15 protein-coding genes are annotated in these 16302 nt (G+C 66.9%); 13 read left to right on the top strand and 2 right to left on the bottom strand.

Features of this window, described 5'->3' with window-relative positions; translation table 11 throughout:
- The first annotated feature begins 17 nt into the window (after window positions 1-17).
- The gene (locus PSEWESI4_RS09040) at window positions 18-995 is read left to right on the top strand and encodes a cysteine synthase A (protein ID WP_187670869.1); all 978 of its coding nucleotides are present in this window, start codon (window positions 18-20) and stop codon (window positions 993-995) included.
- A 77-nt stretch (window positions 996-1072) separates the two neighbouring features.
- Here PSEWESI4_RS09040 and PSEWESI4_RS09045 read toward each other — a convergent pair whose 3' ends face one another.
- Complete coding sequence (locus tag PSEWESI4_RS09045; RefSeq protein ID WP_187670870.1) at window positions 1073-1234, bottom strand: hypothetical protein; 162 nt, start codon at window positions 1232-1234, stop codon at window positions 1073-1075.
- Between the two features lie 351 nt (window positions 1235-1585).
- Between PSEWESI4_RS09045 and PSEWESI4_RS09050 the strand changes: the two genes are divergently transcribed.
- The 9 genes from PSEWESI4_RS09050 to PSEWESI4_RS09090 all read left to right on the top strand — a co-directional run bounded on the left by PSEWESI4_RS09050 (window position 1586) and on the right by PSEWESI4_RS09090 (window position 10761).
- Complete coding sequence (locus PSEWESI4_RS09050; RefSeq protein WP_187670871.1) at window positions 1586-2323, top strand: tellurite resistance TerB family protein; 738 nt, start codon at window positions 1586-1588, stop codon at window positions 2321-2323.
- 11 nt (window positions 2324-2334) lie between these two features.
- A complete protein-coding gene (locus tag PSEWESI4_RS09055; RefSeq protein WP_187670872.1) occupies window positions 2335-3321 on the top strand; it encodes an autotransporter outer membrane beta-barrel domain-containing protein in 987 nt (328 codons plus the stop codon).
- Between the two features lie 309 nt (window positions 3322-3630).
- Window positions 3631-4726, top strand: a protein-coding gene (gene prfB, locus PSEWESI4_RS09060) for a peptide chain release factor 2 (RefSeq protein ID WP_187670873.1) whose coding sequence is annotated in 2 segments (ribosomal slippage) — window positions 3631-3702 and window positions 3704-4726 — 1095 coding nt in all. Because the reading frame shifts where the segments join, the coding sequence is not laid out codon by codon here.
- Between the two features lie 78 nt (window positions 4727-4804).
- A complete protein-coding gene (gene lysS, locus PSEWESI4_RS09065) occupies window positions 4805-6322 on the top strand; it encodes a lysine--tRNA ligase (protein WP_187670874.1) in 1518 nt (505 codons plus the stop codon).
- Window positions 6323-6527: 205 nt separating this feature from the next.
- Entirely contained in the window at window positions 6528-7241 is a 714-nt protein-coding gene (locus tag PSEWESI4_RS09070; RefSeq protein ID WP_408004291.1) for a TetR/AcrR family transcriptional regulator, read from the top strand.
- Window positions 7242-7404: 163 nt separating this feature from the next.
- Window positions 7405-7956 carry a hypothetical protein gene (locus PSEWESI4_RS09075; protein ID WP_187670875.1) on the top strand — a complete coding sequence of 184 codons (552 nt, stop codon included), beginning with the start codon at window positions 7405-7407 and terminating at the stop codon, window positions 7954-7956.
- A gap of 20 nt (window positions 7957-7976) precedes the next feature.
- On the top strand, window positions 7977-9266 hold the full coding sequence (locus PSEWESI4_RS09080) for a flavohemoglobin expression-modulating QEGLA motif protein (RefSeq protein ID WP_187670876.1): 1290 nt from the start codon (window positions 7977-7979) through the stop codon (window positions 9264-9266).
- Window positions 9267-9478: 212 nt separating this feature from the next.
- A complete protein-coding gene (locus PSEWESI4_RS09085) occupies window positions 9479-10438 on the top strand; it encodes an alpha/beta hydrolase (RefSeq protein WP_328821830.1) in 960 nt (319 codons plus the stop codon).
- Window positions 10435-10761 carry a hypothetical protein gene (locus PSEWESI4_RS09090; RefSeq protein ID WP_187670878.1) on the top strand — a complete coding sequence of 109 codons (327 nt, stop codon included), beginning with the start codon at window positions 10435-10437 and terminating at the stop codon, window positions 10759-10761. Before PSEWESI4_RS09085 ends, PSEWESI4_RS09090 begins: the two co-directional genes overlap by 4 nt.
- A 28-nt stretch (window positions 10762-10789) precedes the next feature.
- On the opposite strand, the gene PSEWESI4_RS09095 is transcribed toward PSEWESI4_RS09090, so the two are convergent.
- Window positions 10790-11134, bottom strand: a complete 345-nt coding sequence (locus PSEWESI4_RS09095; protein ID WP_187670879.1) for a pilin assembly protein — start codon at window positions 11132-11134, stop codon at window positions 10790-10792.
- Window positions 11135-11385: 251 nt separating this feature from the next.
- Here PSEWESI4_RS09095 and ppc point away from each other — a divergent pair, with 251 nt between their 5' ends.
- From ppc to PSEWESI4_RS09110, 3 genes are all read left to right on the top strand, one after another.
- Window positions 11386-14022, top strand: coding sequence for a phosphoenolpyruvate carboxylase (gene ppc / locus PSEWESI4_RS09100; RefSeq protein ID WP_187670880.1), 2637 nt, complete (start codon window positions 11386-11388; stop codon window positions 14020-14022).
- 170 nt (window positions 14023-14192) lie between these two features.
- Entirely contained in the window at window positions 14193-14840 is a 648-nt protein-coding gene (gene adk / locus PSEWESI4_RS09105) for an adenylate kinase (RefSeq protein ID WP_187670881.1), read from the top strand.
- Window positions 14841-15128: 288 nt separating this feature from the next.
- Window positions 15129-16190, top strand: coding sequence for an HAD family hydrolase (locus tag PSEWESI4_RS09110; protein WP_187670882.1), 1062 nt, complete (start codon window positions 15129-15131; stop codon window positions 16188-16190).
- Window positions 16191-16302: the final 112 nt, after the last annotated feature.

The following is a 16302-nucleotide window of genomic DNA, read 5'->3' on the forward strand; positions in this document are numbered from 1 at the left end:
GCTCCGGGAGGTGCGGCATGGCGATTCGCGAGGGCTTCATCGGCAGCATCGGCAACACGCCCCTGCTGCGCCTCGGCCGGCTCAGCGACGAGACCGGCTGCGAGATCCTGGCCAAGGCCGAATTCCTCAACCCCGGCGGTTCGGTCAAGGACCGCGCGGCCCTCCATATCGTGCTCGACGCCGAGCGTCGGGGGCTTTTGCGGCCGGGCGGCACCGTGGTGGAGGGAACCGCTGGCAATACCGGCATCGGCCTCGCGCATATCTGCGCCGTGCGCGGCTATCGCTGCATCATCGTGATCCCCGACAACCAGTCGCCGGAAAAGATGGAGTTGTTGCGCACCCTGGGCGCCGAAGTGCGCCCGGTGCCGCCCAGGCCCTACAAGGACCCGGACAACTACCAGAAGATCGCCGGGCGACTGGCCGCCGAGTTGCCCGGCGCCGTCTGGGCCAACCAGTTCGACAATCTCGCCAACCGCCAGGCCCACTACGAAACCACCGGCCCGGAAATCTGGGCCGATACCGGCGGCCGCCTGGACGCCTTCGTCTGCGCCACCGGCACCGGCGGCACCCTGGCCGGCGTGGCGCGCTGTCTCAAGGAGCGCGATCCCAAGGTCCGCATCGTCCTCGCCGACCCCATGGGCAGCGCGCTCTACGACTGGGTGAAGCATGGCGAACTGCACGCCGAGGGCAGCTCCATCACCGAAGGCATCGGCACCACCCGGGTCACTGACAATCTCGCCGGCACGCCGATCGACGACGCGGTGCGGATCGACGACCCGGCCTGCGTGGCCATGGTCCATCGCCTGCTGCACGAGGAAGGGCTGTTCGTCGGCGGCTCCTCCGGCATCAACCTGGCCGCCGCCGTCCAGGTGGCCCGCGACCTGGGGCCGGGGCATCGCATCGTGACCCTGCTGTGCGACCGGGGCGGCCTCTATGCGCAACGTCTGTTCAACCCCGAGTGGCTGAAGGAGAAGGGACTCGCGATACCCGGGTAGGGAAGGGGAATGACAGGGAAGACACGTACCCGCCCGTAGGAGCGCGCCATGCGCGCGATCGCGGCCATGGGCCGCTCCTACGGAAGCTGGATGCCCCAGGTAGGGTGCGCCGCGCGCACCGAAAGATCGGTGCCGATGTGCATCGGACTGGACTCCAGCGTTCGCGGGAATGACAGGGAATAAATCGTCCAGCCCCATGCCCGCCCGTAGGAGCGCGCCATGCGCGCGATCGCGGCCATGGGCCGCTCCTACGAAGACTGGATGCTCCCAGGTAGGGTGTGCTGCGCGCACCGAAAGATCGGCGTCGAAGTGCATCGGACTGGACCCCGGCGTTCGCGGGAATGACAGGGAATAAATCGTCCAGCCCCATGCCTGCCCGTAGGAGCGCGCCATGCGCGCGATCACGGCCATGGGCCGCTCCTACGGAGGTTGGATGCCCCAGGTAGGGTGTGCTGCGCGCACCGAAACACAGGCGATGCCGCGCGAGGAGCATGCCCCGGCAAGACCGTCCGGCAGCGGCCATAGCGGATCGCCTCCGGAGAACTATCGTTTCCAGTCTGGACGACCATTTCGATGAGAGGGAGGCATTCATGAATACCAGCGATTTGCTCGACCAACTGCTGCGCGCGGGACTGTCCGGGCGAGGCGGCGCCGCGCCGCAGGGTGGTGGCTCGATGGACCTCGGAGGGCTGCTCGGCGGCCTGCTGGGCGGTGGTTCCGGGGCGGCGGCCGGCGGTGGCGCGGGCGGCCTGGGCGGCCTGGGCGGGCTTGGCGATCTGCTCGGCGGGATGCTGGGCGGCGGCGCGGCGCAGTCCGGGCAGGCGCGCGGTGGCAGCGGCGGCGGGATCGGCTACGGTGGCCTGGCCACCCTCGGCATGCTGGCCTTCCAGGCATACAGCGCCTGGCAGCGCCAGCAACAGCAGCAACAGGCGGCGAGCGCCTTGCGGCAGCCGCAGATGGTCAACCAGTTGGTCGGCGCCGAGGCCGAGGATCACAGCCGTGCCATCCTGCGTGCGCTGATCGCCGCGTCCAAGGCCGACGGCCGTATCGACGAGCAGGAGAAACGGCTGATCTACGCGGAAATCGCCAAGCACACCGCCGACGCCGAATTGCAGGCCTGGCTGGACGACGAGGTGCAGAAGCCGCTGGACGCCTCGGACGTGGCGGGCGCGGCGCAAACGCCGGAGATGGCCGCCGAGATGTACCTGGCCAGCGCGCTGCTGATCGGTTCCCAGGAAGGCGGCGAGCGCGCCTATCTGGATGACCTGGCCTATCAGTTGCGCCTCGATCCGGCCTTGCAGGCAGAGCTGGAGTCCCAACTGCGTTGAGCCCCGGCACCATGCGTCTGTCGGCGCTCGCTGTGCTGATGCTGGCCGGCCGGGCGTTCGCCGCGCAGGAAGGTGAGCTCTACGCATCCAGCCAGGGCCTGCTGCTGGAGAACAGCCGCTTCGTCCACGAGGCGGCGCTGGATCGCTTGCAGCAGATACGTTTCGCCTACCGCGAACCGTCGGCCGAGCCCGGCCGGCAGCCGGCCTGGATGCGTGCCTACGGCAACCGGGGCTCGCTGGATGGCGACGGCGCCGCAGCGCGGGTCGAGCACCGCGGTTCCGGCCTGTTCGTCGGCCTCGACCGCACCTTCGACCCGCGCTGGGCGGCCGGGGTGCTGGCCGGCCATTCACGGTCCGACCTGGACCTCGACGACCGCGACGCCGAAGCCGATATCGACAGCTACCACCTGGCCGGCTATGCCGCGCTGCGTTACTACAACCAGCTCGGCCTCAAGTTCGGCGCCGCCTTCAGCCAGCACGAGTTCGACGGTCGGCGCCAGGGACTGCGTGGCGAAGGCGACGGCCATACCCTGCAAGCCTTCGTCGAAGGCGGCTACTCCATGGACTTCGCGAACTTCACCATCGAGGCCTTCACCAGCCTGGCCTACATCTCGCTGCACCTCGACCGCTTGCGGGAGCGGGGAAGTGGCGATGCGCTCCAGGTCTCCGCCGACAGCCAGCAGGTTGGCCAGGCCACCTTCGGCTGGCGGGCGGCTCGCCGCTTCGAGCCCGCCGCCGGACAGCGCCTGACCGCTCGCGCCAGCCTCGGCTGGCGGCACGTCTTCAGCGATACCGACGTCCATGCCGACGTGCGGCGCGCCGACGGCAGCCGCCTGCGCAGCGATGGCGTGCCGCTCAGCGAAGACAGCCTGCGCCTCGACCTCGGCCTCGACTACGAACTGAAGCCGCAGCTCTATCTCGGTCTGGCATACGCCGGCCACTACGCCGACGCGACGCGCGACAATGCCCTGAGCGGTCGCCTCAGCCTGTGGTTCTAGGACGAACCATGTAGGAGCGGGCACTGCTCGCGAATATCGGCGCCTCGAAATCAGCGACCTAACCCTCTCCCGAAGGGAGAGGGGACTGGTCGGAGTGACGGCCATGCCTCGGAGAACTCGTAGGAGCGGGCCATGCCCGCGATTCGCGGTTGCGCCCGGACGAGGCGTCTGCGTTAGCTTCGCGAACGGAGCCCGCTCCCGTCTTGCGGGTGGGGCATCGCCAGCCGCCCGGCGGCAGGCTGCCAGGGCGCGGCAACTGGGGTATACTCGCCGGCTTTTCACACGATTCGCCTGCGAGTGCCGCCAGCCATGGAAATCAACCCGATCCTCAACAGCATCAAGGACCTGTCCGAGCGCACCCAGACTATTCGGGGGTATCTTTGACTACGATCAGAAGCATGACCGCCTGATCGAAGTCAATCGCGAGCTCGAAGACCCGAACGTCTGGAACAACCCCGAGTACGCCCAGAACCTGGGGCGCGAGCGCGCCCAACTGGCGCAGATCGTCGAAACCCTCGACGAACTGTCCGGCGGCCTGGCCGATTCCCGCGACCTGCTGGACATGGCCGTCGAAGAGAATGACCAAGGCGCGGTGGACGACGTCGCCACCGAGGTCGAGCGCCTGCGCGAAATCCTCGAGAAACTGGAGTTCCGCCGCATGTTCAGCGGCGAGATGGACGCCAACAACGCCTACCTCGACATCCAGGCCGGTTCCGGCGGCACCGAGGCCCAGGACTGGGCCAACATGCTGCTGCGCATGTACCTGCGCTGGGCCGACAAGCACGGTTTCGACGCCGAGATCGTCGAACTCTCCGAAGGCGAGGTCGCCGGCATCAAGGGCGCTACCGTGCACATCAAGGGCGAGTACGCTTTCGGCTGGCTGCGCACCGAGATCGGCGTGCACCGCCTGGTGCGCAAGAGCCCGTTCGACTCCGGCAACCGCCGCCACACCTCGTTTTCCGCGGTGTTCGCCTCGCCGGAGATCGACGACAACATCGAGATCGAGATCAACCCGGCGGACCTGCGCATCGACACCTACCGCTCCTCCGGCGCCGGCGGCCAGCACGTGAACACCACCGATTCGGCGGTGCGGATCACCCACGTGCCGACCAACACCGTGGTGGCGTGCCAGAACGAACGTTCCCAGCACGCCAACAAGGACACCGCCATGAAGATGCTGCGGGCCAAGTTGTACGAGCTGGAGATGATGAAGCGCAACGCCGCCGCCCAGGCCCTGGAAGACACCAAGTCGGACATCGGCTGGGGCCACCAGATCCGTTCCTACGTGCTCGACCAGTCGCGGATCAAGGATCTGCGCACCGGCGTCGAGCGCAGCGACTGCGACAAGGTGCTGGACGGCGATCTCGACGAGTACCTCGAGGCCAGCCTCAAGCAGGGCCTGTAAAGGCGGCCGCAAGCCGCAAGCTTCAAGCTGCAAGAGTCAGCCGAAACCCATTGAAATGACATACCGGGAACACCCGAAATGACCGACCTACCACTCGACCAGCACGCCCCTACTCAAGACGATGGGCAACAGGAAGAAAACAAGCTGATTGCCTTGCGCAAGGAAAAGCTTGCCGCCGTCCGTGAGCAGGGCAACGCCTTCCCCAACGATTTCCGCCGCGACAGCTATTGCGCCGACCTGCAGAAACAGTACGAAGGCAAGAGCAAGGAAGAGCTGGAGGCGCTGGCCATCCCGGTCAAGGTCGCCGGGCGCATCATGCTCAACCGTGGTGCCTTCATGGTCATCCAGGACATGACCGGCCGCCTGCAGGTCTACGTCAACCGCAAGGTGCTGTCTCCCGAGACCCTGGAAGCGGTCAAGCACTTCGATCTGGGCGACATCGTCGCCGCCGAAGGCACCCTGGCGCGTTCCGGCAAGGGCGACCTGTACGTCGACATGACCAACGTGCGCCTGCTGACCAAGTCGCTGCGCCCGCTGCCGGACAAGCACCACGGCCTGACCGACACCGAGCAGCGCTACCGCCAGCGCTACGTCGACCTGATCGTCAACGAGGAAGTGCGCGAGACCTTCCGCGTGCGCTCCCAGGTGATCGCCCACATCCGCCGCTTCCTCAGCGAGCGCGGTTTCCTCGAAGTGGAAACCCCGATGCTGCAGACCATCCCCGGCGGCGCGGCTGCCAAGCCCTTCGAGACCCACCACAACGCGCTGGACATGGCCATGTTCCTGCGCATCGCCCCTGAGCTGTACCTCAAGCGCCTGGTGGTCGGCGGCTTCGAGAAGGTCTTCGAGATCAACCGCAACTTCCGCAACGAAGGCGTCTCGACCCGGCACAACCCCGAGTTCACCATGCTCGAGTTCTACCAGGCCTACGCCGACTACGAAGACAACATGGACCTGACCGAGGAGCTGTTCCGCGAGTTGGCCCAGGCGGTGCTCGGCACCACCGACGTCCCTTACGGCGACAAGGTCTTCCACTTCGGCGAGCCGTTCGCGCGCCTGTCGGTGTTCGACTCGATCCTCAAGTTCAACCCGGAAATCTCCGCCGAGGACCTGCGCGACATCGACAGGGCCCGTGCCATCGCCAAGAAGGCCGGTGCCGACGTCAAGGGCTTCGAGGGCCTGGGCAAGCTGCAGACGATGATTTTCGAGGAGCTGGTCGAGCACAAGCTGGAACAGCCGACCTTCATCACCCGCTACCCGTTCGAAGTGTCGCCCCTGGCCCGTCGCAGCGACGACGATCCGAGCGTCACCGACCGCTTCGAGCTGTTCATCGGCGGCCGAGAGATCGCCAACGCCTATTCCGAGCTCAACGACGCCGAAGACCAGGCCGCGCGCTTCATGCAGCAGGTGGCCGACAAGGACGCCGGCGACGACGAGGCCATGCACTATGACGCCGACTTCGTCCGTGCCCTGGAATACGGCATGCCGCCGACCGCCGGCGAAGGCATCGGCATCGACCGCCTGGTGATGCTGCTCACCAACTCGCCGTCGATCCGCGACGTCATCCTGTTCCCGCACATGCGTCCGCAGGCCTGAGGCGTTCCGCTCTCGTAGGCTGCGCCGCGAGCCCTTTCCCCCGCTGAACGGTGCGCGCGGCGCACCCTGCGGAAGGCGGGCTTCGGCCTGTCGGCACCTGCTTCCCGGACGGCTTTTATGTTTCGTGGCGAATTGCCATTGATTCCGTCCGGGAACGTTCCACAATGAATCTTGAGTCCCCGCTTATTCGAGGTGAGCACGCATCGTGACGCAGCCCTCCAGCCCCGATCGCGCGGCCACAGTGGCCAGTGCCGTCGCCGAAAGTGTCCAGTACCAGGGTCGCAAGGCCAGCCGCCAGGGGAGCGAGCAGCGGCGCCAGGCGATCCTCGATGCCGCCATGCGCATCATCGTCCGCGACGGCGTGCGCGCGGTGCGCCATCGTGCGGTGGCCGCCGAGGCCGAGGTGCCGCTGTCGGCGACCACCTACTACTTCAAGGACATCAACGACCTGATCACCGACACCTTCGCCCAGTTCGTCGAGCGCAGCGCGGCGGCCCTGGCGGAGTTCTGGGCTTCCACCGAGGGGATGCTGCTGGAGAAGGTCGGCCAGCTCGACGGAAGCATGGAGGCGCGCCGCAAGCTGGCCGACGACATCGCCGAACTGGCCGTGGAATACGTCCGCCAGCAACTGATGACCCGCCGCGACCACCTGCTCGCCGAGCGCGCCTTCCAGCAGGAAGCCCTGCTCAATCCGCGCCTGCACGAACTGGTGCGCTCGCACCGGCGGATCCTGTCGCAGGGCGTCACCCACTTCTTCGAGGTGCTCGGTTCCCGGCAGCCGGAACAGGACGCCAAGGTGTTGACGGGTATCATCGAGCGGATGGAATATCAGGGCCTTATCGACGGAGTGGACCATCTGGACAACGTGGACATGCTGGCCATTCTCAAGCGGTACATGTACCTGGTTCTAGGCCTTTAGCCTCACCTTCTGAACCCCGCAGCCGCGGGGTTTGTCATATGTTTATGGAATGAACCGAGCGCCCGCTGCGGGGCGCGTGGACGGAGGGAGTCGCTGTGCATCCTTTGCTAGGGTTAGAACGAAACACACCAGGGTTGACCCGAGTTCTCACAAGGAGTGCGCAATGAAAGCCTGGCGCCTGCTGTTCGCCATGTCCTTCCTGCTGTTGAGCGGCTGTCTGGTCACCCTGAATGACCCGATCCCGGCCAACGAGGCCGCGCCGATCCCGCTGCTCGGCGACTGGACGCGCCGGAACGAGTGGGGCGAGCAGCAATACCTGGAGGTCAGCCGGGCCGGCTCCAATGTCTACAAGGCGGTCACCTACGTGAACAGCCCGGACGATATCGACAGCCTCAGGGAATACGGTTTCACCGTCGCCCACCACGGCGACCGCTGGTACATCTCCGTCGGCCTGCCGAAGAGCCTCGGGGCCAACTTCGCCCTCGCCGGCTTCGAACTGACCAAGGACAACGAGCTGGTGCTCTACAACATCGATGTCGACCGCATCCACCAGGAGATGGAAGAGGGCGCCTTGCAGGGGCGCCGCTTCGAGACCCCGGAAGGCGACGGCGCGCTGCTCACCAGCCCGCTGGAGCGGGTATTCGACTACCTGGACGACCCGGCCAATGCCGATGTGTTCATCGAGGCGGCGCGCTTCCAGCGCAGTGGCCAGTGACTGGCGAGCGAGGCCGAGGGATGAACGACCATATCGTGCTCGATGAATACCAGTTGACCATCCGCTCGCTGTCCGACCGGCTGGTCGAGGCCCAGGCGCCGATCCGTGTGCTGGATGCGGTGAAGTGGGACGAGAACATCCGCCAGGACTTCTTCAAGCACAAGGGCAAGCAGCCCCCGGCGGTGGACCGCGCCTACTATGAAGGACGCCCGCTGGCCTTCGACCCGGAGGCGAAGAAGCAGGAATTCCAGAACATCGAGCGCGACATCACCCGACGGCTCGGCCAGTTCAACCCGGTCGGGCAGATCATGCGGCGCATGTGCAAGGAATACCGGATGGTCATCCGCATGCTCCAGGCGCGCGGCACATCCGACTTCGGGCTGATCTCCCAGGAGCTCTACGGCGCGGCCTCGGATGCCTTCCACGCCGGCGACCCGACCCTCGCCGACCTCGGCCTGATGCTCTCCGACTACCTGAACAACATCGCTGCCCGTGGCGACCTCGAGGACGAGCCCAAGTCGCTCACCGCCAAGGAAGCCGTGGCCATGCTGCAGAGCCGGCTGAGCGCGGTGTTCGGCGACGACACCATCCGCGTGCTCGAATCCGACGGCATCGTCGCCGACGCGGCGGCCGGCGCCGACTACATCAAGGTGCGCGCCGACGCGCTGTTCAATACGCGCGACGTGCGCGCCCTGGAGGTCCACGAGGGGCTGGTCCACGTCGGCACCACGCTGAACGGCCTGAACCAGCCGATCTGCACCTTCCTTTCCAAGGGCCCACCGTCCTCGACCGTGACCCAGGAAGGCCTGGCCATCCTCATGGAAGTGATCGCCTTCGCCTCCTACCCGACCCGCCTGCGCAAGCTGACCAACCGCACCCGCGCCATCCACATGGCCGAGGAGGGCGCGGACTTCATGGAGGTCTACCGCTTCTACCGCGAGCAGGGCTACGGCCTGGAGGAGAGCTACGGCAGCGCCAGCCGGGTGTTCCGCGGCTCGACGCCGAGCGGCCTGCCGTTCACCAAGGACCTGTCCTACCTGAAGGGCTTCATCCTGATCTACAACTACATCCAGCTCGCGGTGCGCAAGGGCAAGCTGGAGCAGATCCCGCTGCTGTTCTGCGGCAAGACCACCCTGGAAGACATGCGCACCCTGCGCCAACTGGTCGACGAGGGCCTGGTGATCCCGCCGATCTACCTGCCCCCGCAGTTCCGCGACCTCAACGCGCTGTCGGCCTGGATGTGCTTCTCCAACTTCCTCAACCACCTGAGCCTTGACCGCATAGAGGCGGATTACGCCAATATTCTGTAGGTTCTGGCCGTAGGGTGTGCCGTGCGCACCGCTTGCCGGGAGGTGGGGAGGTTCGGGGCATAAGGAGACACCGCCCCTCACCCCAGCCCTGGCTGCGTGCCCCGCTCCAGAGGGAGAGGGGCATTCGGAGCATGGATCAAGCATCGAGCTTGCCGGCCACGCCGAACAAGTCCCCTCTCCCTCCGGGAGAGGGTTAGGGTGAGGGGCGGATCATGAGACCGACTCCGTGGCCAGAATCGAGCACACCCACCCACGCCACCCGGCGAGATAGCCACCCGATGACCAGATCGCTTCTCCACACCTTGCCCCTGCTGCTCGTCATCCTGCTGTCCGGTTGCAGCCGCCTGCTGTTCTACCCCGAGCCTGGCCTGCCGTTCACTCCGGAAAGGGTCGGCCTGGCCTACCGCGACGTCGAGCTGACCGCCGCCGACGGCACCCGCCTGCACGCCTGGTGGCTGCCGGCCAAGTCCGGCGTGGCGGTCAGGGGCACCGTGCTGCACCTGCACGGCAACGGCGGCAATATCGCCAGCCACCTCGGCGGAAGCTGGTGGCTGCCCGAGCAGGGCTACCAGGTGCTGCTGCTGGATTACCGGGGCTACGGGCTTTCCGAGGGCACGCCGGAGCTGCCGGAGCTGTACCAGGACATCGAGGCCGCCTTCGCCTGGCTGGAGCGGGCGCCGGACGTGCGAGGCAAGCCGCTGGTCCTGCTCGGGCAGAGCATCGGCGGTGCCCTGGCGGTGCACTACCTCGCCGAAAACCCACGGCGCTACCGCGCGCTCGAGGCGCTGGTGCTCGATGGCGTGCCGGCCAGCTACCGGGATGTCGCCCGCCACGCGCTGTCCGGCGCCTGGCTGACCTGGCCGCTGCAAGTGCCGCTGAGCTGGCTGGTGCCGGACGGCGACAGCGCCATCCGCTCGATCCACCGGCTGGAAGGCGTGCCGCTGCTGGTCTACCACAGTGCCGAGGATCAGGTGGTCCCCCTTTCCAACGGCGTGCGCTTGTATCAAGCTGCGCCCCCGCCCCGGGCATTCCAGCCGACCCGTGGCGGCCATGTGCAGACCTTCGCCGAGCCGGCCTGGCGCGAAGTGATGCTGCACTTCCTCGATGACCCGAAAGGCTTCATCGACCTGCAACGGCTGGCCGAACTTCCCAATCCCGAGAGTCCGCAATGAGTGCAGAACGCAACGCCATCCCCCTGATCCTCACCGCCATCGCCAGCGTCATCGTCACGGTCGGCTCGCTCTGGTACTACGGCTACCTGCATTTCGCCAAGCCGGAGGACGCCCGCCTGCTGGCCGAGTTCACCATGCTCAAGACGGTGCCGGGCGAAGACGTCAAGCTGTCGCTGGAGCCGGCGCGCCAGGTGGCGATGTGCATCGATGGGGTGCTGGTGCTGTTCGATACCCAGCAGAAAGGTCTTTCCGGCGTGCTGGTGGACGATCGCAAGAAGGCAGTGCGCTGCGCCGGCCAGGAAACCCCGCAGGAAATCAAATGACACGCGCCCTCCGGGGGAGGGCGGAGACTCAGTGCTTGGCGCTGTCGTTCTGCAGGCTCAGTTCGTGCAGGTACTTGCGCGACAGGGCCAGGAAGCGCGGCGTCGGGCCGATGTCCTCGTAGAGCGGGTCGCCCATCTCGTCGGTGGCCACCACCTGGCTGCCCTTGACGTAGGGCAGGCTGGTTTCCAGCTCTTCCAGGGCGGAGCTGACCAGTTCGCCGAGCAGTTCCTCGACATTGCGCTTGGGATACATCTCGGCCAGCGCGGCGAGCCGGGCGGCCGACTCGAGGTCGAGATGGAGCTGGTAGGTGCTGCGTGTCAGGCGTCCCTTGGCGTTCTGTTCCCAATGGCGAATCAGTTCGCGGATTTTCATATACACCTCTTCCGGCGTCCCGCGGTCGGCGGGCGACAATGAGCTTTCCCCGTCCCTTCCGAACGGCGGCGAAGTCCTTCTGGAACCCGCCTGTCTTCAGCCTAGTTCGCTCCCGCGCGGCCAGCGGCCATTCTGTCGCGCGCTTGTAAGAACTTGGCGCGCTGGGCCACTCTAGGGGTTGCCGACGTTTCGCCGTGGCTGTGACGGCGCGGCGGCAGGCCCTGGCCCGAGGCATCGAGGAGAGAACGGACATGGCGGAAATCGACGCGCGCCTGCGCGAAGACGTGCACCTGCTCGGCGAACTGCTTGGAGACACCATACGGGCGCAGCATGGCGAGGCTTTCCTCGACAAGATCGAGCGCATCCGCAAGGGCGCCAAGACCGCCCGGCGCGGTTCCGCGGCCGGCGCCGAGCAGCTTGCCAGCACCCTGAACGGCCTCGCCGAGGACGAACTGCTGCCGGTGGCGCGGGCGTTCAACCAGTTCCTCAACCTGGCCAACATCGCCGAGCAGTATCACCGCGTGCGGCGACTGGCTCCCGGCGAGCCCGAACCGTTCGAGGCGCGGGTGCTGCCCGAGTTGCTCGAGCGCCTGCTCGCCGATGGCCACGACGCCGAAGCCCTGGCCCGGCAACTGGGCCGGCTGGACATCGAACTGGTGCTCACCGCCCATCCCACCGAGGTGGCGCGCCGCACGCTGATCCAGAAATACGACGCCATCGCCGCGCAACTGGCGGCCCAGGACCATGCCGACCTCAGTCCGCGCGAGCGTCAGCAGGGGCGTGAGCGCCTGCGCCGGCTGATCGCCGAGGCCTGGCATACCGAGGAAATCCGCCGCAGCCGTCCGACTCCCGTGGACGAGGCGAAATGGGGCTTCGCGGTGATCGAGCATTCGCTGTGGCAGGCGGTCCCGGCCTTCCTGCGCGGCGTGGATGCCGCGTTGCGGGCCGTCACCGGTCTGCGCCTGCCGTTGCAGGCGGCGCCGGTGCGTTTCGCCTCGTGGATGGGCGGCGACCGCGACGGCAACCCCAACGTCACCTCCAAGGTGACCCGCGAAGTGCTGCTGCTGGCGCGCTGGATGGCCGCCGACCTGTACCTGCGCGACGTCGACGAACTGGCCGCCGGGCTGTCCATGCAGCAGGCCAGCGAGGAACTGCGGTTGCAGGTCGGCGTGCATCCCGAGCCGTATCGCTCCGTGCTCAAGCTATTGCGCGAACGCCTGCGCGCCACCCGCGCCTGGGCCCAGGCGGCGCTGGAGGCGGATATCCCGCCTGGCCCCGAGGTGCTGCACGACAACCGCGAACTGCTCGGGCCGCTGGAGCTCTGCTATCAATCGCTGCATGCCTGCGGCATGGGCGTGATCGCCGATGGGGCGCTGCTCGACTGCCTGCGCCGCGCCGCCACCTTCGGGCTGTTCCTGGTGCGCCTGGACATCCGCCAGGACGCCGCCCGCCACGCCGCGGCGCTCGACGAAATCACCGATTACCTGGGACTCGGCCGTTACGCCGAATGGGACGAGGACACCCGTGTCGCTTTCCTGATGCGCGAGCTGGACAACCGCCGCCCGCTGCTCCCGAGCCAGTACCGGCCTTCGGCGGATACCGCCGAAGTGCTCGCCACCTGCCGGGTGGTGGCAGCGGCGCCGGCGGCCTCGCTGGGTTCCTACGTGATCTCCATGGCCGGCGCGCCCTCCGACGTGCTCGCCGTGCAATTGCTGCTCAAGGAGGCCGGCCTGCAACGGCCGATGCGTGTGGCGCCGCTGTTCGAGACCCTCGACGACCTGGACAACGCCGGCCCGGCGATCGACCGCCTGCTCGGCCTGCCGGGCTACCGGGCGCGCCTGCACGGCCCGCAGGAGGTGATGATCGGCTACTCCGACTCGGCCAAGGACGCCGGCACCACGGCGGCGGCCTGGGCGCAGTACCGCGCCCAGGAAGCGCTGGTGGATATCTGCCGGCGCCACGATGTCGAGCTGCTGCTGTTCCACGGCCGTGGCGGCACGGTCGGGCGTGGTGGCGGGCCGGCCCACGCGGCGATTCTCTCGCAGCCACCGGGTTCGGTGGCCGGGCGTTTCCGCACCACCGAGCAGGGCGAGATGATCCGCTTCAAGTTCGGCCTCCCGGACATCGCCGAACAGAACCTCAACCTCTACCTGGCCGCCGTGCTGGAGGCGACCCTGCTACCGCCACCGGTGCCCCGTCCCGAGTGGCGCGACCTGATGGATCGCCTGGCCGCCGACGGCCTGGACGCCTATCGCTCGGTGGTGCGCGAACACCCGCAGTTCGTCGCCTATTTCCGCCAGGCCACACCGGAACAGGAACTGGCCCGCCTGCCGCTCGGCAGCCGGCCGGCCAAGCGCGGGCAGGGTGGGGTGGAGAGCCTGCGGGCGATCCCCTGGATCTTCGCCTGGACCCAGACCCGCCTGATGCTGCCGGCCTGGCTGGGCTGGGAAAGCGCGCTGGGCAATGCCCTGCAGCGTGGTGACCAGGCGCTGCTGGAGCGCATGCGCGACGACTGGCCGTTCTTCCGCACCCGCATCGACATGCTCGAGATGGTGCTGGCCAAGGCCGACGCGGAAATCGCCGCGCTCTACGACCAGCATCTGGTGGAACCCGCCCTGCAACCGCTGGGCGCGCATCTACGCGACCTATTGTCGCAGGCCTGTGCCGCGGTACTGGGTCTGACCGGCCAGTCGCAACTGCTCGGACACAGTCCGTTGACTCTGGAGTCAATCAGCGTTCGAAACACCTACCTGGACCCGCTGCACCTGCTTCAGGTGGAGCTTCTGGCCCGGTCCAGGCAGTCAGGAAATCAGTCCGGCGGCCCCCTGGAGCAGGCCCTTCTGGTGAGTGTCGCGGGGATCGCCGCGGGGTTGCGCAACACCGGCTAGAGGCCATTTCGTTCCGACTTTCGGCGGCTTGTGCAGCCTAGGGGTGCTGTGTATCTTGATCAGCCTTTTGGCACGCCCAGCGCGCCGTGACGGATATCGAAAGACCCTACTGAGATGAGCCCCACGAGGCGAGTCCGACGACCGAATAATTACTCTTGAGGAGCACATCAATGCGCGTGATTCTGCTGGGAGCGCCCGGAGCCGGCAAAGGTACTCAGGCTGGCTTCATCACCAAGAAGTTCGGCATTCCGCAAATCTCCACCGGCGACATGCTGCGCGCTGCGGTCAAGGCCGGCACCGAACTGGGCCTGAAGGCCAAGAGCGTCATGGAAAGCGGTGGCCTGGTGTCCGACGACCTGATCATCAACCTGGTCAAGGAACGCATCGCCCAGCCCGATTGCGCCAATGGCTTCCTGTTCGACGGCTTCCCGCGCACCATCCCGCAGGCCGAAGCGCTCAAGGAAGCCGGCGTGACCATCGACCACGTGGTCGAGATCGCCGTGGACGACGAGGAAATCGTCGGCCGCATCGCCGGTCGTCGCGTGCATCCGGCTTCCGGCCGCGTCTACCACGTCGAGCACAACCCGCCGAAGGTCGCCGGCAAGGACGACGAAACCGGCGAGGACCTGATCCAGCGCGACGACGACAAGGAAGAGACCGTGCGTCACCGCCTGTCGGTCTACCACTCGCAGACCAAGCCGCTGGTCGATTTCTACCAGAAGCTCGCTGCCGCCGAAGGCACCCCGAAGTACAGCGCCGTCGCTGGCGTCGGCTCGGTGGAAGAGATCACCGCCAAGGTGTTTGCCGCGCTGAGCTGAGCCCCCTCGCGTCTTGCCAACGGCCCGCCTTTGCGGGCCGTTGTCGTTTCCGCGCCATTGATTCCCCGTAGGATGGGTGGAGCCTGCGAAACCCATCATGGAGGGCACAGCCCTCCCGCCGGGCGGAGCTTGATGGGTATCGCTTCGCTCAACCCATCCTACGGATCGGGTCTCTCCTGCCTATGCGGATGTCGTTCTCAGGCTGGTCCGCTTCGAATCCGCTCCTAGTATCGATGGTTCGGGGTGTCCGCCGGGTGCCCCGACCATTCAAGTGCAAAGGAGAACGCCATGGAATGCATTCAGCGCTGGATGCTGGGACTTGGGCTGGCCGTCGCGGCTTTCTGCGCCAGCGCCGCCACCGAGCTGCGCCACTGGCCGGACGAGGCGGCCGCCGAACTGGAGAAGCTGATCACCGCCAATGCCAATCAGGGTGCCTATGCGGTGTTCGACATGGATAACACCAGCTACCAGTTCGATATCGAGGAGTCCCTGCTGCCCTATCTGGAGGCGAAGGGCGTCCTCAGCCGCGAAAAGATGGACCCCTCGCTCAAGCTGATCCCGTTCAGGGACCGCGACGGTTTCCGGGAAAGCCTCTTCAGCTACTACTACCGGCTGTGCGAGATCGACGACCAGGTCTGCTATCCCTGGGTGGCGCAGATCTTCTCCGGCCTGACCCTGCGCGAGCTGAAGGGCCATGTCGATGCCTTGATGGCCAGCGGCGAACCGGTGCCCGTCCGCTACTACGATGGCGACAAGGTAGTCGAGGGCAGTGTCACCCCGCCCAGGCCTTTCGCCGGCATGCAGGAGCTGTACAACCGCCTGCGCGAGGAGGGCATCGAAGTCTACGTGGTGACCGCTGCCAGCGAAGAGATCGTGCGCATGATCGCCAGCGATCCGAAGTACGGCTACAACGTCAAGCCGGAGAACGTCATCGGCGTCACCCTGCTGCTCAAGGATCGCGCCAGCGGTGCGCTGACCAGTTCGCGCCTGCAGATCCGGCAGGGTGACTACGATCCGGTGGGCAACCTCGACCTGGAGCTGCCCCCCTACCTGACGGGCCCGATGACCTGGTACGAAGGCAAGCTCGCCACCATCCTCGCCTGGGTCGACCAGTGGCGAAAGCCGGTGCTGGTGGCCGGGGACACGCCATTGTCCGACGGCTACATGCTGTTCAACGGCACCGACGTCGACAAGGGCGGGCTGCGCCTGTGGGTCGACCGCAAGGACAAGTACACGAGCCAGGTCGCGGATTGGCAGGGTTCGGCGGCCCGGCGCCAGGCCGAGCTGGGGCTGGCGGTGACGGCGGACAGGAACTGGCTGATGGTCAAGCCGGAGCAACTGCACCGCTAGGATCTGTTGATGTTTCGTCGCGGCCGCGCCGAAACGTCAACAGACCCTATCCGCCTGATCCGGGATAAAGGGCGCGGCGGGCCGCGCGGCTGGCAAAAAGGGTCGCAAACCG

Source organism: Zestomonas carbonaria (genome assembly GCF_904061905.1).
GTDB classification, from domain to species: Bacteria; Pseudomonadota; Gammaproteobacteria; order Pseudomonadales; family Pseudomonadaceae; genus Aquipseudomonas; species Aquipseudomonas carbonaria.